This is a genomic window from Paenarthrobacter sp. NPDC090522 (assembly GCF_044769225.1).
In the GTDB taxonomy this organism is placed as follows: domain Bacteria; phylum Actinomycetota; class Actinomycetes; order Actinomycetales; family Micrococcaceae; genus Arthrobacter.
The window spans coordinates 56,206-78,060 of sequence record NZ_JBIVXL010000018.1 but is presented as its reverse complement, the minus strand read 5'-3'; the positions used below and the strand labels follow the sequence as shown (position 1 = coordinate 78,060).

At 65.3% G+C, this 21,855-nt stretch carries 20 protein-coding genes and 2 pseudogenes; 11 read left to right on the top strand and 11 right to left on the bottom strand.

Translation table 11 applies throughout. The features are described 5' to 3' along the window. The first annotated feature begins 76 nt into the window (after positions 1 to 76). Both ACIQT2_RS19590 and ACIQT2_RS19585 read left to right on the top strand, forming a co-directional pair. The gene (locus ACIQT2_RS19590; protein WP_402949774.1) at positions 77 to 640 is read left to right on the top strand and encodes a MarR family winged helix-turn-helix transcriptional regulator; all 564 of its coding nucleotides are present in this window, start codon (positions 77 to 79) and stop codon (positions 638 to 640) included. A gap of 446 nt (positions 641 to 1,086) precedes the next feature. Then, positions 1,087 to 1,554 carry a hypothetical protein gene (locus ACIQT2_RS19585; protein WP_402949771.1) on the top strand — a complete coding sequence of 156 codons (468 nt, stop codon included), beginning with the start codon at positions 1,087 to 1,089 and terminating at the stop codon, positions 1,552 to 1,554. Here ACIQT2_RS19585 and ACIQT2_RS19580 read toward each other — a convergent pair whose 3' ends face one another. The 6 genes from ACIQT2_RS19580 to ACIQT2_RS19555 are packed head-to-tail and all read right to left on the bottom strand — an operon-like array spanning position 1,555 to position 8,297. Next, positions 1,555 to 3,270, bottom strand: coding sequence for a CocE/NonD family hydrolase (locus tag ACIQT2_RS19580; protein WP_402949768.1), 1,716 nt, complete (start codon positions 3,268 to 3,270; stop codon positions 1,555 to 1,557). Beyond that, positions 3,263 to 4,228, bottom strand: coding sequence for an MBL fold metallo-hydrolase (locus tag ACIQT2_RS19575; RefSeq protein ID WP_402949765.1), 966 nt, complete (start codon positions 4,226 to 4,228; stop codon positions 3,263 to 3,265). The genes ACIQT2_RS19580 and ACIQT2_RS19575 overlap by 8 nt, the downstream gene beginning before the upstream one ends. Continuing rightward, on the bottom strand, positions 4,225 to 5,151 hold the full coding sequence (locus ACIQT2_RS19570; protein ID WP_402949763.1) for an alpha/beta hydrolase: 927 nt from the start codon (positions 5,149 to 5,151) through the stop codon (positions 4,225 to 4,227). The genes ACIQT2_RS19575 and ACIQT2_RS19570 overlap by 4 nt, the downstream gene beginning before the upstream one ends. Before the next feature lie 10 nt (positions 5,152 to 5,161). Then, complete coding sequence (locus ACIQT2_RS19565; protein ID WP_402949760.1) at positions 5,162 to 6,271, bottom strand: FAD-dependent oxidoreductase; 1,110 nt, start codon at positions 6,269 to 6,271, stop codon at positions 5,162 to 5,164. A gap of 35 nt (positions 6,272 to 6,306) precedes the next feature. Further along, positions 6,307 to 7,260 (bottom strand): phosphotriesterase, encoded by a 954-nt coding sequence (locus tag ACIQT2_RS19560; protein WP_402949758.1) that lies wholly within the window; start codon positions 7,258 to 7,260, stop codon positions 6,307 to 6,309. Positions 7,261 to 7,262: 2 nt separating this feature from the next. Then, positions 7,263 to 8,297, bottom strand: a complete 1,035-nt coding sequence (locus ACIQT2_RS19555) for a phosphotriesterase (protein WP_402949755.1) — start codon at positions 8,295 to 8,297, stop codon at positions 7,263 to 7,265. A 197-nt stretch (positions 8,298 to 8,494) separates the two neighbouring features. Here ACIQT2_RS19555 and ACIQT2_RS19550 point away from each other — a divergent pair, with 197 nt between their 5' ends. The 5 genes from ACIQT2_RS19550 to ACIQT2_RS19530 are packed head-to-tail and all read left to right on the top strand — an operon-like array spanning position 8,495 to position 13,438. After that, complete coding sequence (locus tag ACIQT2_RS19550; protein ID WP_402949753.1) at positions 8,495 to 10,216, top strand: MFS transporter; 1,722 nt, start codon at positions 8,495 to 8,497, stop codon at positions 10,214 to 10,216. Positions 10,217 to 10,242: 26 nt separating this feature from the next. Next, the gene (locus tag ACIQT2_RS19545) at positions 10,243 to 11,415 is read left to right on the top strand and encodes a cytochrome P450 (protein ID WP_402949751.1); all 1,173 of its coding nucleotides are present in this window, start codon (positions 10,243 to 10,245) and stop codon (positions 11,413 to 11,415) included. Beyond that, the gene (locus tag ACIQT2_RS19540; protein ID WP_402949748.1) at positions 11,412 to 11,606 is read left to right on the top strand and encodes a ferredoxin; all 195 of its coding nucleotides are present in this window, start codon (positions 11,412 to 11,414) and stop codon (positions 11,604 to 11,606) included. Before ACIQT2_RS19545 ends, ACIQT2_RS19540 begins: the two co-directional genes overlap by 4 nt. Then, positions 11,603 to 12,814: an NAD(P)/FAD-dependent oxidoreductase gene (locus tag ACIQT2_RS19535; protein WP_402949746.1), complete on the top strand. Its 1,212-nt coding sequence runs from the start codon at positions 11,603 to 11,605 to the stop codon at positions 12,812 to 12,814. The genes ACIQT2_RS19540 and ACIQT2_RS19535 overlap by 4 nt, the downstream gene beginning before the upstream one ends. Before the next feature lie 9 nt (positions 12,815 to 12,823). After that, a complete protein-coding gene (locus ACIQT2_RS19530; protein ID WP_402949743.1) occupies positions 12,824 to 13,438 on the top strand; it encodes a TetR/AcrR family transcriptional regulator in 615 nt (204 codons plus the stop codon). Positions 13,439 to 13,445: 7 nt separating this feature from the next. Here ACIQT2_RS19530 and ACIQT2_RS19525 read toward each other — a convergent pair whose 3' ends face one another. From ACIQT2_RS19525 to ACIQT2_RS19510, 4 genes and pseudogenes are all read right to left on the bottom strand, one after another. Next, the gene (locus tag ACIQT2_RS19525; protein WP_402949740.1) at positions 13,446 to 14,696 is read right to left on the bottom strand and encodes an Nramp family divalent metal transporter; all 1,251 of its coding nucleotides are present in this window, start codon (positions 14,694 to 14,696) and stop codon (positions 13,446 to 13,448) included. A 101-nt stretch (positions 14,697 to 14,797) separates the two neighbouring features. Then, positions 14,798 to 15,601: a CPBP family intramembrane glutamic endopeptidase gene (locus tag ACIQT2_RS19520; protein ID WP_400335759.1), complete on the bottom strand. Its 804-nt coding sequence runs from the start codon at positions 15,599 to 15,601 to the stop codon at positions 14,798 to 14,800. A gap of 38 nt (positions 15,602 to 15,639) precedes the next feature. After that, the gene (locus ACIQT2_RS19515) at positions 15,640 to 16,389 is read right to left on the bottom strand and encodes a maleylpyruvate isomerase family mycothiol-dependent enzyme (RefSeq protein ID WP_402949737.1); all 750 of its coding nucleotides are present in this window, start codon (positions 16,387 to 16,389) and stop codon (positions 15,640 to 15,642) included. Then, positions 16,389 to 16,904: pseudogene (locus ACIQT2_RS19510) on the bottom strand (fumarylacetoacetate hydrolase family protein); the annotation flags it as partial. The pseudogene ACIQT2_RS19510 and the gene ACIQT2_RS19515, both read right to left, overlap by 1 nt. Positions 16,905 to 16,915: 11 nt before the next feature. Here ACIQT2_RS19510 and ACIQT2_RS19505 point away from each other — a divergent pair. Beyond that, positions 16,916 to 17,329, top strand: coding sequence for an IclR family transcriptional regulator C-terminal domain-containing protein (locus ACIQT2_RS19505; protein WP_402949734.1), 414 nt, complete (start codon positions 16,916 to 16,918; stop codon positions 17,327 to 17,329). Positions 17,330 to 17,438: 109 nt separating this feature from the next. After that, positions 17,439 to 18,590 carry a cupin domain-containing protein gene (locus ACIQT2_RS19500; protein WP_400335659.1) on the top strand — a complete coding sequence of 384 codons (1,152 nt, stop codon included), beginning with the start codon at positions 17,439 to 17,441 and terminating at the stop codon, positions 18,588 to 18,590. Between the two features lie 202 nt (positions 18,591 to 18,792). Here the strand turns inward: ACIQT2_RS19500 and ACIQT2_RS19495 are convergent. Beyond that, a pseudogene (locus tag ACIQT2_RS19495) lies at positions 18,793 to 19,182 on the bottom strand (helix-turn-helix domain-containing protein); the annotation flags it as partial. A 49-nt stretch (positions 19,183 to 19,231) separates the two neighbouring features. Here ACIQT2_RS19495 and ACIQT2_RS19490 point away from each other — a divergent pair. Further along, the gene (locus ACIQT2_RS19490; protein WP_400335657.1) at positions 19,232 to 20,497 is read left to right on the top strand and encodes an MFS transporter; all 1,266 of its coding nucleotides are present in this window, start codon (positions 19,232 to 19,234) and stop codon (positions 20,495 to 20,497) included. Continuing rightward, a complete protein-coding gene (locus ACIQT2_RS19485) occupies positions 20,490 to 21,746 on the top strand; it encodes an FAD-dependent oxidoreductase (protein ID WP_400335655.1) in 1,257 nt (418 codons plus the stop codon). The genes ACIQT2_RS19490 and ACIQT2_RS19485 overlap by 8 nt, the downstream gene beginning before the upstream one ends. The last annotated feature ends 109 nt before the right edge of the window (positions 21,747 to 21,855 follow it).

Here is a 21,855-nt window from a genome sequence, read left to right as displayed (position 1 = left end):
CTTCCTCCAACGCGAGTATTGCTAGACAAGCTAGAAAAAAGACTACCATGTAGGCAGTTAGGTGTAACATACTTTCATGCTCAAAAAGGGAGAAGTTGACGCAGCGTCCTCCTCCCGTCTCTACGACATGGAAGCCAACGATCCGTTGCAGCAACTTGTGGACAGGAGTGGGCTCAGCGACGCCGACCTGCGGCAGATCAACCAACTGATGGCCGCCATGGGCCGGCTGCGCGACGCGGAAGAGCGTTTGTCGGAGGCCTCGCTGAAGTACATGAAGCTCAACCCCTCGGACATGCGGGCGCTCCACTACCTCATCGTCTCCGCTAACAGCGGCATCATCGCCACCCCGGGCGCCATCGCCGCCCAGTTGCAGATATCGACGGCGTCCACCACCAAGTTGCTGGACCGCCTGGAACGCGCGGGCCATGTCACCCGGCAGCCGCATCCCTCCGACCGGCGGGCGCTGGCCATCGCCATCACGCCGGAAACCCATGAGGCTGCCATGCAAACCGTGGGTAGGCAGCACGCCCGGCGCTTCCTGGCCGCCGCGCGCCTGACGCCGACCGAAAGGGACGTGGTGATGCATTTCCTGGATGACATGGCCGAGGAAATCTCAGTGGATAAGGATTCCTGGGAGTAGGGGGATTGCTCGACGGGGGCGGTGCCTGGTGGCCGTCCGCTACCCGGCGAGCCGACCGCCGTCGTAATCCGCTACGCAGTGCTGTGCCGCTACCACCGACTTTGACGACCGGAAGGTGGCCGGAAGCCCACTGGCCCGGCGCGTCGGCACTCTCCCCATCCAAAGGGGGTCGTGGCGGTACGCCGGACTCGCGAAACACAGGTGCCGTTGGCTGCCGGAGTGCAGTTGATAGAGCATTCCGGTAAAGGGGGTGTTTGGTGAGAGAGGGTCGGCGGGGCCGATTGGGCCTTGCGGGCGCCGTGTGCAGAATCACACAGTGAGGTGGCTGATCACCTGTTGAACGGTGGCCTGTCCGGTTGATAAATTTGTAGCGGCAAGTCATGCCACTCCCCATTTTTCCCGCACAGCACCTAAGCACGACGGGCACACATTTTTGAAAGGCCACCATGGAATTGCTGTGGGAAATTGCCGGTTGGACGGGCGCCGCACTCATCCTGAGTGCCTACTTGAGCGTCTCCATGGGCTGGTTGAAAGCGGGCCGGCGTTTCCAGACGGCCAACCTGATCGGGGCGGTCGCCTTCATGATCAACGGCGCTGTCCACGGGGCATGGCCGTCGGTGGTCACCAACGTGGCGTGGTTCCTGATTTCCGCGATAGCACTGGTCCGGATGCGCGCCACGACTGAAGCCCCCTTGGCCGTGGTGGAGGAAGTTCCGCAGATCCAGTTCCCCGGCGTCCCGGACACCACCGGCCAGATCGCCGTAGTGGAAGCCATCACCTCGGCCGTGCACGGCGACGTCGAACACCGCGTGGCTGAGTGCCAGGCGAGCCTGGCCGGCGGACACGCAGACTACGTGCCCGCCGAGGACTGCGCCGGGAAGCAGCCCGTAGGCCTGGCCGCTGGTGTCGCCTAGCTAGCGGGTCAGGGGCAGCACGATCCGTGATGGGTGCGCAGCATCCCTGAAGATTTTGTGCGTCACGGGCCGTCCCACAGGCAAATGGAACGCATCCGGTGGGAGCAACGCGTTGTGCTCGTCTGCCAGCGGCTCGTTGTTGGACAACTCCAGCGTGAGCCTGTGGCCGGGCCTGAAGGAATTGGCGAACGGGTAGAGCCGGATCACGTACTCTTCCACCTGCCCCGGCTCAACCGGCACCGAACGAGTGTGCGGGTGGTAGGGGTCGCCCTCGCTGGACCGCTCGCCATCCAGTTCCCGGTGTGAGGCCTTGAGGTAGCCACTGGTAATGAGTTGCCGCTTTCCGGCCGGAGCTTCGTCCCACAGGCGCAGGATGAAGTTGGTGTCCGGCTGGTCGATCTCCACGAAGAGATGCGCAGCACCGGTGCCGATCATTTCCGTGGCTTCCTCGAACGGCGGAGTGCTCCAGCTCAGGATCTCCACCTTGTCCGTGACGGTGAGCGGCGCCTGATGGAAGCCATCCGGGGCAGCATATTCCGCGCCCATCAACTCCGGCTCGGTGGACAGCTTGCCGCGGGGGCGCAGGTAGAGGGACGTAAAGCCAACGTCCTTTGGTGGCCATTGCGCGGAGGTGACCACCTCGCGCGAACCTTCCACGAAGACACTGACCGCGGGCTCGTCCATGATGCCGTTGTCGATGCCCTTGATCCAGTAGTCGTACCAACGGAACATCTTGTCGTGTTCCTCGATGAACGGCCGGGACTGCATGGGTGGGTACGGGCCGATGTCGAGCTTTTTAGGGCCTTTGAGTGCGTGGAACAGTTCGATGGTGCCGTCCATGGTCCAGCCGCGGCCCTGGTCGATCTGCAGCCACACAGGGATATCGATGTTCGGAGCCAGGGTGATGGGGTTCCGCTCCTCGTACCATTCACCGTCCAGGTGGTTCATGACAATGTCGAACCAGGCCTCGTGGTTGGTGGGGTAGTTCAGGGTGTGGACCAGGTTGGGCCACGCGGCAATGTCCGGATCCCGCAGGCGTTCCTGGACCAGTTGCTTCAGCTCCGCCGGCGTGTGCGACTCCACCATGCGGGACTTCACCCTGTCCGTGAACGCCCAGCCGGAGTCTCCGCCGCGTCCTTCCCGGGCGGCGCGGGGCATGAACCACATGACTCCGCCGTGATAGGTGGTTTCGTAGAAGTCGAAGTGCCCGCCCGAGACGAAGATGGCCTTGAGGCTCGGCGGGCGTTCGGCGGCGGCGAGGACCTGCATGGACCCGAAGTAGGAAATTCCCACCATGCCCACGTTGCCATCGCACCACGGCTGCGCGGCCACCCATTCGATGAAGTCGTAGGCGTCCTGGCCCAGGGATACCCCGCCGGCGTTGTAGTTGCCGATGTGGTCGCCGCCGGAATGGCCGGAACCGCGGAGGTCGCCGATGACGTGCACATAGTCTTCGGCGACAATGCGGGCGATGTCTCCGGCCTCGATGCAGCCATCCCACATGGGACTGGGTCTGCGCTGTGGAGGAGTAGTCAGCGCGAGGGCCTGCAGTTCCTTCCCATAAGGGCTCAAAGCAACGAGCGCTGGCCGAGGCTTGTCCTCAACGCCCTGGTAGGCGTCGGCGGCGAGTTCCACTCCGTCCCGCATGGGTACCCGGAGGTCCTTGCGGACAGCGGTTTTCCCGCTGCCGGTGTCAATCAACTGGATGTCATCCATGGGTTGCTGTCTCCTCTTTCATCGACTCTTCCGTCGGCAGGAAATTGGTTCGGTAGCCGTGCAGCGACGTGAAGAACGGCGAAGGCTCCAAGGAGGGATCGCCGTCGTACCCCAACGCTTTGGCGACCGGCTCGAAAGGCGAGTAGGGAGAGCCGGTCTCCCGCAGGCCTGCAGCGAGGCAGCCGCAGGCGGCGTCCCGGACGCGCGCCTCAAGGCTGATGCTCGCGTCCAGGGCGCGTCCCACCTGCGTTTGGTCAAGCACGACGCCGAACGGCTCACCGTTGGGGTCCCGGTACGGATGCCCGAGGTACAGGCGTTCGGGCCGGACGTCGTCGCGCAGGTACTCCAGGCTGGCCCGGTAGCCGTCCGGATCGATGAAGCCGGGGAAACCGTTGGCCGCGCCGTGGGCCTGGACGGCGTCGCCAACAAACACGTCTCCCTGGCCGTCAAGGACGTAGGCCACGGAGCCCGGGGTGTGGCCCGGAATAGCATGGACCGAAACGGTAACGCCGCCGCCGAGCGAAATGCGCTCACCGCCGCGGACCACCAGGCCGGGTTCCATCTCCCCTGAAATCACTGCTTCCGCGGCGGCGCCAATCTTCAGGCCGCCGTCGGGATCCCGTAGGTACTTGCCGCGAGCGGCGAGGTATTCGTCAACGTGCGCTTGCCGGGAACGCAGGAGCGGGGCGTCTGCTTCATGGATCACCACCGTGGCCCGGCGGCCCGTGAGCTCCCACAACGCGCGGGCACCGCCCACATGGTCGATGTGCCCGTGGGTCAGCAGGATCCAGCGGACGTCCTCGATCTTTCGGCCGATGGCTGCCAGCGCCGGAACCATTCCCTCGGCGGGGGAGGAAGCGATGCCGGTGTCCACGATTGCCGGTTCGGGGGCGTCGATGAAGAAGCTGTAGAGCCCAAAGCGGCCCCACGGCGACACGATGGGATGCACGCTGGTCATAGCCCGGGTCTCCCGCCGAGGAACTCCGCCGTCTCGGCGAACACCTTGTGGAACTCCGGGATCCAGGAGAAGTGCTGTACGAAGCCATGGTTCGCTCCCGCGTAACGGCTCACGGAAACCTCGACGCCGGCCTCCGCCAGCCGCTGTCCGTACAGTTCGCCTTCGTCCCGGAGGGGATCGAACTCGGCCGTGATGATCAGCGCCGGCGGCAGCCCACCGAGGTCCTCCCGTTTGAGCGGTGAGACGAGCGGGTTGTCCGGCTCCGCGCCGCCGTCGATGTAGAAGGCATTGAACGGTGCCAGCCCTGCGGTCTCCAGGCCGTAGCCTTGGGCGTTGTCGCGCAGCGAGGCGTAACGGTCCACGTCGAAGTCCAGGTCCAGTGAGGGGTAGTAAAGGATCTGGTGTGTGATCCCGTGGAAGCCGTCGTCGTGGGCTTTGGCCGCAACCGCGGCCACGAAGTTCCCGCCGGAACTATCGCCCGCGATCGCAAGGTTGCCCCCGCCCAGGAGTTGCTCCTGTTCCACGGCCCAGCGGACCACCGCGTAGCAATCGTCCAGCCCGGCCGGGAACGCGGCCTCGGGCGCCAGCCGGTACCCGACAGACACCACTGTGTGGCCGGTTTCCTTGGCCAGCGCACGGGCGATGTGATCGTGCGTGTCCAGGCTGCCCAGGAAGAACGCGCCGCCGTGGAAGTAGATGATCAGCCCATGCTGCGCCAAGCCGGTGGGCGTGTAGATGCGCACCGGCACAGGCCCGGCATCGGTTTCCGCGAAGGAATCCACGACGTCGGGAAGCGGCAGCCGCTGTTCGGGCGGCGGCACCTGGGCTGCTTCGTGTGCGCGCATGGCCGCCGGATCGAGCGGCGAGCCGTCGGGAGTGGGCAGGGAGCTGAGGACCTTGGCGATCTCGTGGTGGATTGGCATGGCGGGTCCCCTAGGCGTTGGCCGGGAATGCAGACCCCACGACGTCAGCGTGCCACCCTTGGCGTGAAACCCGCTGCAATTCGTCCGTGAGCGGTTTGCGGTGTGCCTGGTAGAGGGCCAGCGCTTCTGGCACCGATGATCCCTGCAGCAGGGCTTCGGCCAGGCCGTCGGCGTCCAGGATGGCGGAATTGGCCCCCTGGCCCTGGTGGTGGAGCATCGCGTGCGCGGCGTCGCCGAGCAGCGCCACACAGCCGGTGTGCCAGGAATCGAGGGGGTCGATGTCGAAGACGGAGCGGCTCGTGACGGTGCTGAGGTCCAGTTCCTTCGCCACCTGGATAATCCGCTCGTCGAAGCCTTCCAGAAGGTTCACGAGGTAGTCGGTGGTGATCTCCGGAGCCCACGATCGGTCCTCGGAGCGTGCCGTGATGTCGTAGGAGAGCTGGCCGCGGTGGCGCAGGGGGAGGTTGTAGGCAATGGTGCCGTTCTGGCCCATGTAGAAGCGGGGGTTGTCGTCGGTCACCAGGCCGTGGGCGTCGTCGATCGAGATGACAGCGCGGTAGGCGTGCTCGCCTGAGAAGACCGGCTCCTTCTGTGAGAAGAGTTGGTGCCGAATGGTGGAACGGATACCGTCGGCGCCGATCACGAGGTCGGCGGTGACGGTGTTGCCGTTCTCGAACGTCAACGTGGCATCCGTGCCGTTGTCCTCGATGCCGGACAGTTTGTGGCCCAGGTGCACGGTGCCCTCCTTGAGGACACTCAGCAGGGCATCAATGAAGTCGCCCCGGTGGATCATGCGGTTGTGGTTCACCTGGGCATAGGCGTGCATGAAAGGCCACTCCTCGGTAGCGAGGACGTGCCCGCCGTCCGCGGTCAGGATTTCGAGGTGGTCGCTGGGGGAGCTGACCGCCTCGATGGCCTGGAACATGCCCCACTTGCGGAACAGTTCAACCGACGGCGGACGCAGGCCAATGCCTGCACCCACCTGGGCCAAGGCAGGGGCTTGCTCATAGACGTGGACGTTCTCCGCGCCGATGCTCTGCAGGGCCTTGGCCGCGGAGGCGCCGCCATAGCCGCCGCCGATGATGGCGATCCTGAGGTTCTTGATGTCTGAAATTTCCATGGCTTGTTCAGCTTTCTTGGGTAGGTCGGTGGGGCTCAGGCCTGGAGCGTGAGGAACGCGGCCGGGTTGTCCACAAAGATGGTCTTGATGGCTTCTTCTTCCAGGCCGGCTTTGCGCAGGTCCGGGATCAGGTCCTCGAAGATGTAGTTGACGGTGTGGCCTTTAACGCCGGGCCAGCCGAGGGGGCTGCAGTTGGCATCCGCGCCGGCCAGGGCCTTGTCCAGATGGCCGGCGTTGAGGAACCGCAGGAAGTGGTCCAGACGTTCCTGCCGGGGGCGGGCCCAGAAAGGCGGGTCCTCCAGTTCGGTTTCGTAACCGAAGGTGTCGAAGCCAACCCGACCGCCCTGCTCCGCAATCCAGGTGTCCCGCGTGTTTTCGGCGTTCACGCCGTCGTCGACGTGGCCGAAGAGGACGCGGTCCAGCGGCAGTCCTTCCTCGTGGAAGATCGCTATGGCGTTCTCGGCGTCGATCGCGAGGTGGGTCAGGATCGGCGCGCCGGTCTGCACGGAGGCACGGGCGGCCGCTCGGTAGATGCGCTTGTCCAGGTCAGTCATGCGACCACCGCGGCTCACTCCCACCTTGATCACACCGGCCCGACTGCCGGTGGTGCCGATGCCCACCGTGATCTCGTGGACGAACACCTTCGCGAGGTAGTCCACCGAAGCGCGGGCAAAATGCGGCAGGGCAGTGTCCCCGCCAACGAACCCCGTGCAGGCCACGATGTGTACGCCGCTCTTGGCGGAAAGCGACTTGTAGTAGTCCACGTCGCGGCCGTTGCAGATGCCGGTGGCGTCAACGAACGTCCCGCCGCCGTACTCGTGGAACGCACGGAGCTTGGGGACGGTCTCCGCGTACCGTTCTTCCGGCGTCTTCCACCAGGTAGTGTCCAACTCGCTGCCGGGCATGCCGTACCCGATGTGTTCGTGGATGGCCACAAGGCCCAGTTCCTCGGCCGGGATGGTTCCCAGCACGGTGTTTACTCTTGCCATGGTTACCGCCTTGGGGAAGGAGTCAGAAGGTCGCGGGGGTTGTCCACGAGGATGCGCCGGGCGTCCTCTGCGCTGAGGCCCAGTTGCTTGAGCAGGGGCACGAACGTGGAAAGGACGTGGCTGAACGGCAGGTGGTACTCCGGATGGCCCTTCGCCACACCTACCGCGTTGCAGGACAGGATGATCCGGTTGCCATGACCGGCATCCACCAGGTCAAGAACCAAGGCCGCGCGCTCGCGGTCAGTCAGGTACTGGGGGTCTTCGTTGAGGCCCACATGGTCCAGTCCCACGAAGGCGCCACGGCCGGCAATCTCCAGCGCGGCGGCGGCAGCGTCCCTGCGGTCCAGACCGCCCACCAGGACCCGTTCCGCCGGAAGTTCCTCGGCCAGGACAATGTCCAACTCGCGGAGGGCATCCGCGCCGAAACGGATGGAAAGTGGAGCTCCCGTGCGCAGCGCAGCCCGGGCTGAGCCACGGAACAGGCTCTCCTCCGTGGGAGTCATTCCATTGTGGTCTGCCGCGGTGGTCACCAGGCCGGCACTGCCCCTGCGTTCTATGCGCGGGACCACCATGCCCTCCGTGACTTCTTTGCTGAAAAGCTCCGCAAACCTGTCGGCCGGCCACGGGGTAGGCGGATTGGTCTGGGGTGTCAGGAAGTAGCCGCCGAGCATCTCTTCGGGGCCCATGCCCGTCGACGCGATGATGTGCACGCCCGTGGAGCGGGAGAGTGCCTCGTACAGGGTGACGTCCCGGCCATGGAACATGCCGGTACTGTCCACGATGGTCCGGCCGCCGTGGCTGCGGAAATCGATGAGCTTGGCCGCGAGGGCCTCGAAGATCTCCGCGCGGTCCATGGAAATATCCGGTGCGTACTGGGCGCCCGGAACTACCGAGAGCAGCGCTTCGTGCACTGCCGTCACGCCCAGCTCGTGGGCGGAGACCGGGCCGAGGACGGTGTTGACGGTCCGCGTGGAGAGGTCCGTGACGGCGGGTCTTTCGGCGATTTCCGCGCTGTCGGGGCTGAGGGGATGGGTCATTGGCTTCTCCCTTGAAGTCCGGGGTAGCTGTGTGGAGGAAACAGCATCTCCGATTTCTTTACATTGTGTCAAGTAAATAATCTGAGTGATTAACTCTTGACATGGTGTAAATTTTTCATCCAGACTGTGATGCATCACACCCTCCCCACCAATCGACTCGAAACAGTCAATCGACCCGAAACAAGGGAGTTTCATCGATGAGCCAAACCCCCGTAGTGGCAAGCCAGGGCTCGGCCCGTGCCACCTTCGTTGCCGCCTACAGCGCGGTCACCCTCGCCCAAATCACCAACGCCCTGCCGGGCGCCCTCAACGGCACGTTCGCGGCCGAATTCCACACGTCCGGCGCGGGACTGACCTGGATCGCGGGGATGTTCATGATGGGCATCGTCGTCTTCGAACTCAGTTGGGGTCTGTTGGGTGACCTCTTCGGCCGGAAGAAGCTGCTCTATGCCGGTGCCGCCCTGAGTATCGCGGGCTCGGTAGTGGCCGCCCTGGCCACCAGCACCGGCATGATGATTGCCGCTCAAGCCATTGGCGGCATCGGCGCTGGCATCCTCTTCCCGATCTCGCTGTCCATGCTCGCCGCCATCACCCCGGATCACCGCGCCCGCGCCAAAGCCATCGCCACCTGGGCGGGGTTCCTGTCACTCGGCGCTGTCATCTCGCCGTTGCTCGCAGGGCTGACGGCCCAGTTCTTCACGGTGCCCGCCGCCGGGCCCGGCGCCCCGGCTGAATTCAGCGGTTGGCGTGTGGCGTACTACGTCGCAGCCGGGATCGCCGTGGCGGTGCTGCTGGTGGCACTCAAGGCGAAGGACTCCGCCGTCGCCAGTTCACGCAAACTTGACCTGCCAGGCCAGGTGACCTTGGCACTGGGCCTCATCGCGGTGCTGTTCGCCACGGTCCAGGCTGTCGACGCCGGCTTCGGCGCCTGGGAGGTTGTTGCCAGCTACGTGCTCGGCGGGGTGCTGCTGGTGGCCTTCGTGGTCATTGAAATGCGCAGCGACGATCCCCTCATCCACTTGTCCCTCTTCAAGAACCGCGCCTACTCCATCACAGGCATCGTTGCCGTGACCGGCATGTTTGCCTTCCTGGCCATTTGTTACAGCACCAGCGTCGCCGTGGGTGGCCTGGCCCTTGCGGAGGCCTGGAAGGTGGGAGTGCTGTTCGTCTTCATCCAAGGACCGGCCTTCGTCCTCATCCCTGTGGTCGGATGGCTCATCCACCATGTAGCTCCGCGTTGGGCCCTCACCGCCGGCTTCGGCTTCATGGCGCTTTCCGGCTTTTGGTTGTCCACGTTCTCCCTGGGCACGCCTGAGGCATTTGGCGGCACCGCGTGGTCGGCCTTCATTCCACCGCTGCTGATGCTGGGGGTCGGCTTCGCCCTGACGGTCGGTTCCATCACCGCCGTCGCCATCAATACCGTGGAACCGCACCACATTGGCATGGCCTCGGCCACCACCAATCTCCTCCGCGACTTCGGTTTTGCCCTGGGTCCCGTGATCGGCTCCGCCGTCGCGTTTGGTGTGGGAGCAACCGCCTTTGCCGGACCGCTGGCCGGAATCCTTGGCGGGGCAGGCCTGCCTGCCGAAGCCGCAGCGGGACTCAGCCACGTGCCACCCTTGGGCTTCCTCTCCGGGTGGGACGGCGTCATCGCCCAATTCTCCGGCGAAGCCGCGGCAGGCGGAGCGCCCAGGGAAGCCGTTCAAGGCATGGTCCAGGCGCTCGCTTCCGCGCAGCCGCAGATCCAAGGAGCGGCAGGTGGTTCCCTCGGCCAGGGATTCCAGGTGGTCTACCTCGTTGCAGCCATCGCAGCCAGCGTGTCCGCTGCCCTCACGCTGTTCATTTCGAACCGTTCGTCCGCAGCTGCCCATGCGCCTGCCCAGGAAGCCGCGCAAGCGTCCGCGAACGCCCCCGTCTAAACCCACTCCCACGAAGGAGCAGAACCATGAGCACACCTACAGAATCCCCCCTCGATATCTGGGATGACGCCGTCCTGGTGGACCCGTACCCGGCCTACGCCACCCTGCGGGACCAAGCGGGCGTGGTGTACCTGCCCAAAAACGATCTCTACGCCCTCACCCGTTACGACGTCATCCGGGATGTCCTCGCGGATCCGGCAACGTTTTCGTCCACCAGCCTCGGCTTCAACCCCATGGTCAACGAAGCACTGCAGGGCACCTCGCTCGCTTCCGATCCGCCCGTCCACACCCAACTCCGAGCCACCCTGTCCGCCAACCTCACACCCCGTGCCCTCCGCGGCTTGAAGGTTGTCATTGACGGAAAAGCGGACAAACTCGTGGAGGAGCTCGTCGAGAAGGGCAGCTTCGACGCGGTGGATTCCCTGGCGCGCGCCTTCCCGCTGGAGATCGTGGCCGACCTCATCGGCTTCACGGGACCGGTGAAAGCGAACATGCTGCGCTGGGGACAGGCCGCGATGCAGGTGATCGGCCCGCTGAACCAGCGCACGCAGGAAAGCTTCCCGATCGCCGGCGAACTCTACGGTTGGTGCTCCTCCGTGAAGGCCGGGGACCTCGCCGAGGGATCCATTGGCCGTGGCATCTTCGAGGCCGAAGCCCGCGGCGACATCCCGGAAGGCTCCGCAGGGCACATCATCCACCAGTACTTGGGCGCAGGCGTGGACACCACCATCGCCTCCATCGGCAACATCGTGGCCCTCTTCGCCCGGCACCCGGAGCAGCTGGCCCTGGTCAGGGAAAACCCCGAGCTGGTCCCCGCTGCTTTTGCCGAGGTGCTCCGCTACTGGGCTCCCGTGCACATCTGGGGCCGGACCACCACCCGCGAAGTGGAGATCGACGGCGTACTTGTGCCCGCGGGTGCCCAGCTCGGCATCCTCTTCGGTGCCGGCAACCGTGATCCGCGGCATTACGACAACCCCGACGTTTTCGACATCGCCCGCAATCCGATGGACCACCTCTCCTTCGGTTATGGACCGCATGGATGTGCCGGCCAGGGCCTGGCCAAGTTGGAGGCCCACGCCGTCATCGACGCCCTTGCCCGGCGGGTCAAGACGCTTGAGATCGGCGAGGAACTGCGCCTTCCCAGCAACATCACGCGAAGCCACGAAAAGCTTGACGTCCTGAAGGTGGTGGCGGCATGAGGATCGAACTCGACCGGCCACGGTGCGAAGGGCACGGGCTCTGCGAGGAAGCAGCACCGACGCTGATGCACCTTGACGAGGACGGCGAGCTGCTCATCGACGTGCCGGAAGTTGACGGTGCTGACGCCGAGGCGGCGAGGGCAGCCGTCCGGGTCTGCCCTGTGGCCGCACTCCGTTTGGCGGCCGCATGACGATGCGAAGAATCGTGGTGGTCGGCAACGGCATCGCGGGGCAGACGGCGTGCGAAGCGCTCCGCGGCGCAGGTTTCGACGGCGAGCTGACGGTTGTCGGCTCTGAGCGCCACCGGCCTTATAGCCGCCCGGCGCTTTCCAAGGCGCTGCTCCACGGCGACGACGACGGCAACGTGGCGGGTTGGGTGCGGGCCCACCAACTCCCGGAACCCGCCCACGGGGCTGCCGAACTGCTGGGCGTCAGTGCCTCCGGGCTGGACGCGGACGCCCGCCTGGTGATGCTCGACGACGGCTCACGGCTCCCGTATGACGGCTTGGTGATAGCTTCGGGAGCCCGCCCGAAGCAGCTTCCGGGCACACCCGACGACGCCGCCAACGTCCTTACCCTCCGCACCCTCGAGGACGCAGGCGCACTGAAACGCCGGGTCTCTGGGCGGCCCTCGGTGATCGTGGTGGGCGGCGGCCCGCTCGGCATGGAGGTGGCCTCGGGCTGCCTGCACGCTGGCTGCGACGTCACGCTCGTCTCCGACGCCCGGCCCCTGTCGAAGCAACTCGGACACCATCTGGCCGGAATCTTCACCACGGCAGCACTGGCCCGCGGCCTGAAGCTCGCGGGCGGCGGTCCGGCGCGGCTCCTGGAGGGGTCGAAAAACCCCGACGGCGGCGCCCGCGTTGCGTTGGCGGACGGCATCATACTGGAGGCCGACCTCGTGGCGGTAGCCATTGGAGACCAGCCCAACACCGGATGGCTTGCCAACAGCGGGCTCCTGGTGGACGGCACGCTCCGGGCGGATTCCCGGGGCCGCGTCCGGCCGGACGTCGTCGCCGCCGGTGACGTTGCCTTCATCCCCACCCGCCAGGGACTGCGGCGCGTCCCGCTGTGGACGAGCGCCATAGACCAAGCCAAAGCGGCCGCCGTCGGACTTCTCCTGGGTGACGCGGCGCCCGAACTGGACGTGCAGCCCTACTTCTGGACCGAAGGGTTTGGGCTATCGCTCAAGGTCCTTGGGCCTACGCCAGTGATCGGCGAGCCGGCCTATTGCGAGCCGGGCCAGGAAAACGGATCGCTGCTGATGCGTTGGGCCGATTCCGTGAACGGGGGAACGGCCGCGGCCATCAATTACCGCATACCGATCCCGAAGCTCCGCCGCCTGGCCCGGTCAGGTCCTGTGGCGGACGGCTCCAGGACGGTAGCAGCCCACCGATAGGATTGGCCCATGTCCTCCCTGCGCGAAGCCCAGAAACAGCTGACCCGAGACACGATCATCGACCGTGCCCTGGAGCTGTTCACGGAGAAGGGCTACGCCGCCACCACTATTGACGAGATCGCGGCCGCTGCGGGCACCACCCGGGTGACGTTCTATGCCTACTACCCCTCGCGTGCGGACCTGATGAAGGATTTCATGGGCCGCGTCAACGCCGTCTTGGACCGTGCGAACGGGCCGGACAGCGCTTCCACCGCACCGGAACTCGTGGACGTGGTGAAGGCCGGCGAACTGGATGGCATACGTGAGTGGCTCGAATCGCGGGCTGCCCTCTGGCCGGTCTTCCGTCCGTACCTGGATGTGCTGGACGAGGCCGCCGCCGTGGACCGCGATGTGCGGGAACTGGTGGACGGTTGGCATGAGGAAGTCATCTCGGACATCGTCCGGGGCTTGGAGCAGGCGGGACGCTTCAATCCGGAGACGCACCACATCCGTGGCACGCTGGCCTTCACCCAACTGGACTACGTCGCCACCCTCTGGACCCGCCGCAAGCTTGAACCCAACCGGGAGCATGCCTTGGAGGTACTGGCCGACGCCTGGCACCACCTGCTCTGCGAAGCCGGCTGAGCCGGACCTAGCCCTGACCTGACAGAGTCAGGGTAATCAGCACGCAGTTCAGGCCGACGATCAGGGTGGCGCTGGTCCATCCCGCGATCTTCAGCGGCAGGGCATCCACATGAATGCCCATGACCTCCTTCTTGCCCGTGAGCCGGATCAAGGGGATCAGTGCGAAGGGGATGCCGAAGCTCAGCAGCACTTGGCTCAGGACCAGCGCCAGGGTCGGTTCGATTCCGGCGCCAAGGATGATCAGCGCCGGGATGAGCGTAATCACGCGGCGCGCCAGCAGCGGTACGCGGACCTTGAGCAGGCCGCCCATGATGGTGGCGCCCGCGTAACAACCCACAGAGGTAGAGGCCAGCCCGGAGGCCAGCAGGCCGATGGCGAATACGACGCCGATTGCCGGACCAAGCGCTGCTGTGACGGCTGCATGTGCTCCGTCGATGGTGTCCGTTCCCTCGATCCCGCGCAGGCTAGTGGCCGCAAGCAGCAGCATGGAAATGTTGACGACGCCGGCCAGCAGCAGGGCGCCGACGACGTCGAACCGGGTGGCTTTGATGAAGCGGGTACGCACCACCGGATCCGGGGAGAACCCGTGCCGGTCACGGGCGAGGGCCGAATGCAGGTAGATGGCGTGGGGCATGACCGTTGCGCCAAGCATGCTGGCCGCGAGCAGTACCGTGTCAGTGCCTTCGAAGCGGGGGAGCAGTCCGCCCAGTGCTTCACTCGCGTCAGGAGGGCTGACAAAAAGACCGGCCATGAATCCAACGGCAATGACCCCGAGCAGCACCAGGATGGCGTACTCGAAGGAGCGCTGCCCCCTCCGCGATTGCAGGGCGAGGAGAAGCATGGATGCGATGCCGATGATGACGCCGCCGGTGAGCAGGGGGAGGCCGAACAGCAGGTTGAGTGCCACGGCGCCGCCGATCACTTCGGCCATATCAGTGGCACCGGCAACGATTTCCGCCTGCAGCCAGTAGGCACGCCTCCGCTTGGTGCCAAGGCGCTTGCCGAGGATTTCGGGGAGGCTCATACCTGTGGCCAAGCCCAGCTTGGCGGACTGGTATTGCACCAGTACGGCCATGGCGTTGGCTACCACCAGGACCCAAACCAGCAGGTAGCCGTAATTGGCGCCCGCAGTGAGGTTCGCGGCCACGTTTCCCGGATCGACGTAAGCAATGGCTGCCACAAAGGCAGGGCCAAGCAGGAGCAGTCGCGACCAGACGCGGCCGGGGGCTGCTCGTTTTTCCAGGGTGGGTGCTGCCATGGTCAATCCTCATCATTGGGGCGTAGTGATACTAGGAGGATAGCGGAAAGTTAGGTGCACCGAAAAGTAGCAGTTAGGTATACCGTCTTATGGGCGGATTCCTAGTAAAGGAAGACCGGGAGCCATTCCCGGTTGTGGGCGTGCACCAGCGCCAGGAACAGCACGAAGTCGAAGATCAGGTGGACGGAAACCACATACGTGAAGGACTTGGTCAGCTTGAAGGTATAGCCCTGCAGGAGCGCGAACGGGAACGTCAGCAAGGGACCCCATGACTGGTAGCCGATCTCCCACAGAAACGAGCTGAACACCACGGCCTGGAGCAGGTTGGCCAACCAATCCGGGAAATGGTGCCGCAGCAGGGTGAACGTGGTGCAGATGAAGAACAGCTCGTCCCAGATGCCCACGGTGTTAACGCCGAGGAAGAGCCGCCAGAAGATGGTGGGGTCCGAGGCGTCGGGCCAGTTTCGGTAGACGCCAGTGGTGATCAGGTAGGCCGGCAGGATGAAGTAGCCCAGTGCCACCACTCCCACCAGGTAGAGCTTCGCCGCGAGGGGCCACTTCCGGCCGGTGTTGACCGGGAACCTGATGATGTGTTCCCGGTAGGCGAAGCGCGAAACCAGCCAAGGAACCAGCACTGCCAGGGCCAACGCGCCGCCCATGAGGGCCATGTGCTCCAGGCTTAGGTCCGCATTGAGCGGCACCAGGCTGATGATCACCATCCCCGCGGCGATCAAGGCGAGGTGCCGCAACAAACTCCGGTCAATGAAAGCCGCAGTGACCAAACCCAAAGCAATCAGCGAGTACCCCACCAGGTCGTTGCCAAGGGCGAACAACGGGATTCCGGACACCGAAAGAAGCGCCGCGGGCAAGAGTTTCCAGCTCAGGGCGGTCCGCGGCGCGTCCATCGAAAGTGTGGTCACCCCTCCAGCATCTCAAGAGTTTGCTAGATCCACTGAGGAGCCGCCGGAACTCTTTCGTTAGCGGCTGGTCCGGCAGCGGTTACTCCGTTGCTGCCTCGCCCTGCGGCCCATTCGACAACGGCGGGCAGGGGCCCGGTGATGATCGTGGGGTCCGCGGCGCTGGAGTCGCCGAACGGTACGTTGTTTCCGTCCACCCTGACGAGCAGCCCGGTATCGGTGCCACGGGTGCGCCAGGCGCCGGTGATGTCCGTGAGGAGCCGTTCCAGGACGGGCGTTGGAATGTCGTTGAAGGTGGCACCGTTGTCCAGGTCCACGGCGTGGATCCAGACTTCCCGGGTGCGCAGCCACGCGGTTTCCGACGCCGGGACGGTGCGGCCTTGGGCGGTGCGGACTTCACGGGCCCATGATGCTTCCGGGAGGTCGCGCCATTCCACAGACAGGTGCACGGCCGAGTGGTCGAAGAGGTTCCGCAGGGCGATCGGGGACAGCGTGGCGCCGAAGTCGATTTCCTGGTTCCGGGCCTCTGGTGAGGAATACATGGGGGTCTCCACGCCCGTAGCTGCCCACTCGATGAGCCGCGCCAAGGCCCGGGCGTTGTACCCGACGTGTGCCACGACGTGGCGGCGGGTCCAACCGGGAAGGCGCGTGCCGCCGTCGAGCTCTGCGTCGCTGAGTTCGTTCAGTTTCCGGGCGAAGAATGCGGTACCCCGCCGCGCCTGCAGGAGGTCCTCCTGCAGGCACGGATCGGTGGTGAGGTCGTGGCGGGCGACCATCAGGCTTCCTTGACCACACGATTGTTCAGCTGGCCCAGGCCCTCGATCGTGGTGACCAGAAGCTGGCCTTCCTGCAGGTACCGCTTGGGGTCCTGTGCGTGGCCAACACCGCCGGGCGTGCCGGTGGCGATCACGTCGCCGGGGTTGAGGGTGATGATGGTGGAGATGTAGGAGACCAGGAACTCCGGGGTGAACACGAGATCGCCCGTGGGGGTGGACTGCTGGATTTGGCCGTCCACGGCCGAGGTCATGAGCGGGCCGGCGGTGAATTCGTCCTTGGTGACCACGGCCGGGCCGAACGGCGTGGAGTTCTCCCACGTCTTGCCCTGCAGCCACTGGATGGTGCGGAACTGGTAGTCGCGCATGGAGACGTCATTCAAGACCGCGTACCCGGCGATGTGTTCTTTGGCGTCTGCCTCGGCGATCCGGCGTCCCTTCTTGCCGATGATCACCGCGAGTTCGGCTTCCCAGTCCACGGTGTCCGATTCCTGCGGCAGCGGCAGGTCGTCGTTCGGAGGGCAGCAACGTGCTCCGGATCGGCGACCGGCAAGGGACCGTCATGCCTGCTGACAAGACCTCCGGGGGCAAGGCCATGCTGGCCGAGCTCGAACCGGCCATGATGGAGCAATTGTTCCGCAGCCAGAACGCGGGAATCAGTGGTGACACCATTCCGGACGCCGAATATGGCGCCTTCCTGCGGGAGTTGGAGAGCATCCGCAGCAACGGCTTCGCGGCCAACTTCGAAGGGACGGAAGAAGGCGTCAGCGCCCTGGGCATGGCATTGCACAACAGGGCCGGGGCGGTGGTGGGGGCCCTGACAGTCGCCACCCCCTCCACCCGGTTTCGCAAGGTGTTCGACGCCGGTTTGGTCGCCAACCTGCGGGAAACCTGCCGTCAGGTGGAGATCGACATCGCGGCCAACCCGGCCGAGCCTGCCTGACTAACCCCTCAGGGGATTCTGCTCTACAGAATTTTATGGGATCACTAGGCGGCCCTCCCTAGTGTCGAACTACGCCACATTCCGTTCGGACCCTATCGAGGAGGCCTTCGTGTCCATCAGCGCCGAGAACACGACCCATGAATCAATCGCCGCCGCGCACGAGGCCGCCGGCCATCAATTGCCCGCGCCCACTCCGGAGGAGCAGGCCCAGCTGGATCAGCTCTACAAGGACTTCGATGCAGAGAATTTGATCCCCTTGTGGACCGAGATCGGCGACCTGATGCCGATGGTTCCCACCCCGAAGGCCGTCCCGCATGTGTGGCGCTGGAATGATCTGTATCCACTGGCCGCCCGTGCCGGAGACTTGGTTCCGGTGGGTCGGGGTGGGGAACGCCGCGCCATCGCCCTGGCCAACCCGGGCCTGGGCGGAACTCCGTATGCCACGCCTACGTTGTGGGCTGCGATCCAGTACTTGGGCGCCCACGAAACCGCGCCGGAGCACCGCCATTCGCAGAACGCCTTCCGGTTTGTGGTGGAAGGCGAGGGCGTCTGGACAGTGGTGAACGGTGACCCTGTGGCCATGCGCCGCGGTGACTTCCTGCTCACCCCCGGCTGGAACTTCCACGGGCACCACAACGACACTGACCAGCCGATGGCCTGGATCGATGGGCTGGATATCCCGTTCGTGCACTACGCGGACGCCGGGTTCTTCGAGTTCGGTACCGAACGCGTCACAGACGAAGCCACCCCGGACATCTCCCGTTCCGAGCGGCTCTGGGCCCACCCCGGGCTGCGGCCGCTCTCCGGGTTGCAGGACACCGTCAATTCCCCCATCGCCGCGTACCGCTGGGACCATACCGACGCCGCCCTCCGCGAGCAGTTGCTCCTGGAAGACGAGGGCCACCCGGCCACCGTGTCCCAGGGCCACGCCGCGATCCGCTACACCAACCCGACTACGGGCGGGGACGTGATGCCCACCATCCGGGCCGAGTTCCACCGGCTGCGGGCCGGGGCGTCCACCGAGCCTCTCCACGAAGTCGGCTCCAGCGTGTGGCAGGTCTTCGAGGGCACCGGCACCGTGATCCTGAACGGTGAAACCAAACAATTGGCCAAGGGCGATCTGTTCGTTGTGCCGTCCTGGCAGGAATGGTCCCTCCAGGCGGATGCCGATCAGCCCGGGTTTGATCTTTTCCGCTTCAGCGACGCCCCCATTTTCGAACGCCTGAACTTCAACCGCAGCTACACCGAAGGACGCAAGTAATGAGACTCCTCACCCTCCGCACTTCTGAAGGCACCCGAGCCGTCCGCCAGGACGGCGACACCCTCACCGAGATCCCCGGCTTCGCCGACGTCGGCGCCCTGCTCGCCGACCCCGCCTGGGAAACCACGGCGAAGGCGGCCAACGGCGCAACGCACGCGCTCGACGGCGCCGACCTCGCCGCCGTCGTGCCTTACCCGGGCATCGCCAGGAAGCGGACCCTGGTGCCCACCCGGACCATCAAATTGACCGTCTCGTCAAGCCGCGATGACAGGAGTTCCATGTGGGGCAGCGCCAGGTCCCTCAGCTGCCTGGTCCAACTGAGCCCCGCCGGGCCAACGCCCATGGCCGGCCCCGGAACATACCGCCGGTTCTCGTCCTGGACGGCGAAGCCCCGGTACACAAGCATCGCCAGCAGGCGGTGGGCCGTCGAGGGTGCTACTCCGAGTTCTGCCGCAGCATCCTTGAGCCGCAGAGTGCCCACGTCGCGGAGGAGCTGCAGGAGTTGCAGCGCGTTGTCCACTGCTTCGATGGAGTAAGTGGGCCGTTTTTGGACCGGTTTCCGACTGCCCGCGCCTGGTGTTTTATTCTGCACATCAGAATTGTATGGTGCTTCACTGAGGGTTCACCTGACAGTTGGTGGCATGAATCACACACTTCCCGCTGCAGCGTCGCAACGGCCGGCCACCGGAACCTCCCCGAAGTTTTCCACCGGTTCGGCCCTGGCCGTCCTGGTCTGCTGGCTCCTTGTGGTTTTCGACGGTTACGACCTCATTGTCTACGGCACCGTGCAGTCCTCGCTGATCGCCGACACTACCTGGGGACTCACCAAGGCCACGGCAGGAACCATCGGTTCCATGGCCTTCCTGGGCATGATGATCGGCGCCATCTTCGCCGGTAGGATGGCCGATTCGTGGGGACGGCGGAAGACCATTCTCGGATGCGCCACGGTTTTCTCGGTCTTCACCATCCTGTGCGCCTTCGCCCCGAACGCCGCGGTTTTCGGTGGTCTCCGCCTGCTCGCGGGCATCGGCCTGGGCGGTCTGGTGCCGTCTGCCAACGCGCTGGTAGCCGAGTTGGTTCCCGCGAAGTGGCGCTCCACCGCGGCCACCCTCATGATGTCCGGAGTTCCCATTGGCGGCTCTATCGCAGCCCTGGTGGGCATTCCGATGATTCCGGCCTTCGGCTGGCCATCCATGTTCCTCGTGGCTGTGCTTGCTTTGGTGATCGTCGTTCCGCTGGGTATCAAGTACATTCCCGAAACCCTCGCGCCGACGAACTCCAAGGCCGCCGGCAAAGAAGCGATCGGTTTCTCGTCGCTCCTGCGCGCCCCCTACTTGGGCGTCAGCGTACTGTTTGCCGTCGCCACCATTGCGACACTCTTCGCCTGGTACGGCCTGGGCACCTGGCTGCCGAACCTCATGCAGATCGCCGGCTACAACCTCGGTTCTGCACTCACCTTCGCCCTTGCGTTGAACCTCGGCGCGGTTGCCGGTTCGGTCATCACGGCATGGGCGGGAACACGCTTTGGACCGATTCCGACGGCGGTCGCAGCGGCCGCCGTCGCTGCCGTCGGGCTGTTGGTCCTGTTGGCGGGACCGCCGGTGACGGTGGTCTACCTCGCCCTGGTGCTGGCCGGCGTCGGGACCCATGGGACGCAGTGCCTGATCATCGCCGCCGTGGCAAGCCACTACCCGGACCATCTGCGTGGTACCGCCCTGGGTTGGGCGCTCGGCACCGGCCGGATAGGTGCAGTGGTTGCCCCGCAGGTGGGCGGCCTCCTCCTGGCAGCCGGGCTGGGCGTCGGCTCCAACTTCCTCACGTTCGCCGGCGCCGCAGCCGCAGCCGCAATCCTGCTGGCCGCCGTCGGATTCACCATCAAAGCAAAGCAAGGAGCAACACATGACTGAGCACGCCAATTCCACCGATGTCCTGGTAGTCGGAGGCGGCATGGCAGGGCTTGCGGGGGCACTGGCCCTGCGCGAAAACGGAGCCAACGTGACCCTCGTGGAACGTGCGCCGGAATTCGGGGAAGTGGGCGCGGGCCTCCAGATGGCTCCGAACGCCTCCCGGGTTCTCCAGCGCTGGGGACTCCTTGAGAAGGCCCTGGAAATCGGGGTACAGCCAAAGCACTTGGTGTTCCGGGATGCCGTGACCGGGGAAGAATTGACCCGGCAGAGCCTCAAGGGTGAGTTCGAGGAGCGCTACGGCGCACCGTATGTAGTGATCCACCGCAGCGACCTGCACCGTGTGCTGCTTGAAGGATGCGAAGCTGCCGGCGTGAAACTGGTCAACGACGTCCTGGTGGAACGCGTCGACACCGTGGGCGGCAGGGCAATCGCCCGTACAGCCTCCGGTCAGGACTATGAAGCTGACGTGGTGATCGGTGCCGATGGGCTCAAATCCACGCTTCGCCCGCAGGTGGCACAGGACCAGCCTGTGTCTTCCGCCTACGTCGCCTACCGCGGCACCGTTCCCATCACGGCGGAGACTCCCGCTGCCGACCTTGAGGACGTTGTGGTCTACCTCGGCCCGGACTGCCACCTGGTCCAGTACCCGCTCCGCAAGGGCGAATTGCTCAACACGGTGGCAGTGTTCAAGTCACCGTCCTTCGAGCGCGGCGAAGAGCAATACGGCGGAGTGGACGAACTGCAGGCGGCCTACAAGGACTGTGTTCCGGCGGTACAGGCCGCGCTGGCCAACCTCGGTACCAGCATCCGTTGGCCGATGTATGACCGAGACCCGATCGAAAACTGGGTTGCCGGGCGGATGGTCCTGATGGGCGACGCCGCCCACCCCATGCTCCAGTACCTCGCGCAGGGTGCCTGCCAGGCGCTCGAAGACGCGGCGGTGCTGCAGGACGTCAGCGCCAACACGGTCTTCAGCGAGGACGGCATCAACCCGACCGGCTGGGACGAGGCCATCCGGGCTTTCAATGCCGCCCGGACAGAACGCACGTCCCGCGTCCAGCGCACGGCCCGTGTCTGGGGTGAGTCCTGGCATGTCTCCGGTGTGGCACGGACGCTCCGGAACCTCCTCTTCAAGAGCCGGAAGGACAACGACTTCCAGTACAACGATTGGCTCTACGGCCAGACGGGCGAGGGCCGGCCAGCGGCTGAGGCACCGAGGACCCGGTTTGCCAGCCGGGCTTCTGTCTGAGCTCCGGCAATTTCCTTGGTCAAACCTACCCACCTTCGCGCCGAGGTGGGCTATCTTGACAGGTATGCGGCCCGAACCGTAATTCCTTGGGGGATCCGGATTCACCGGT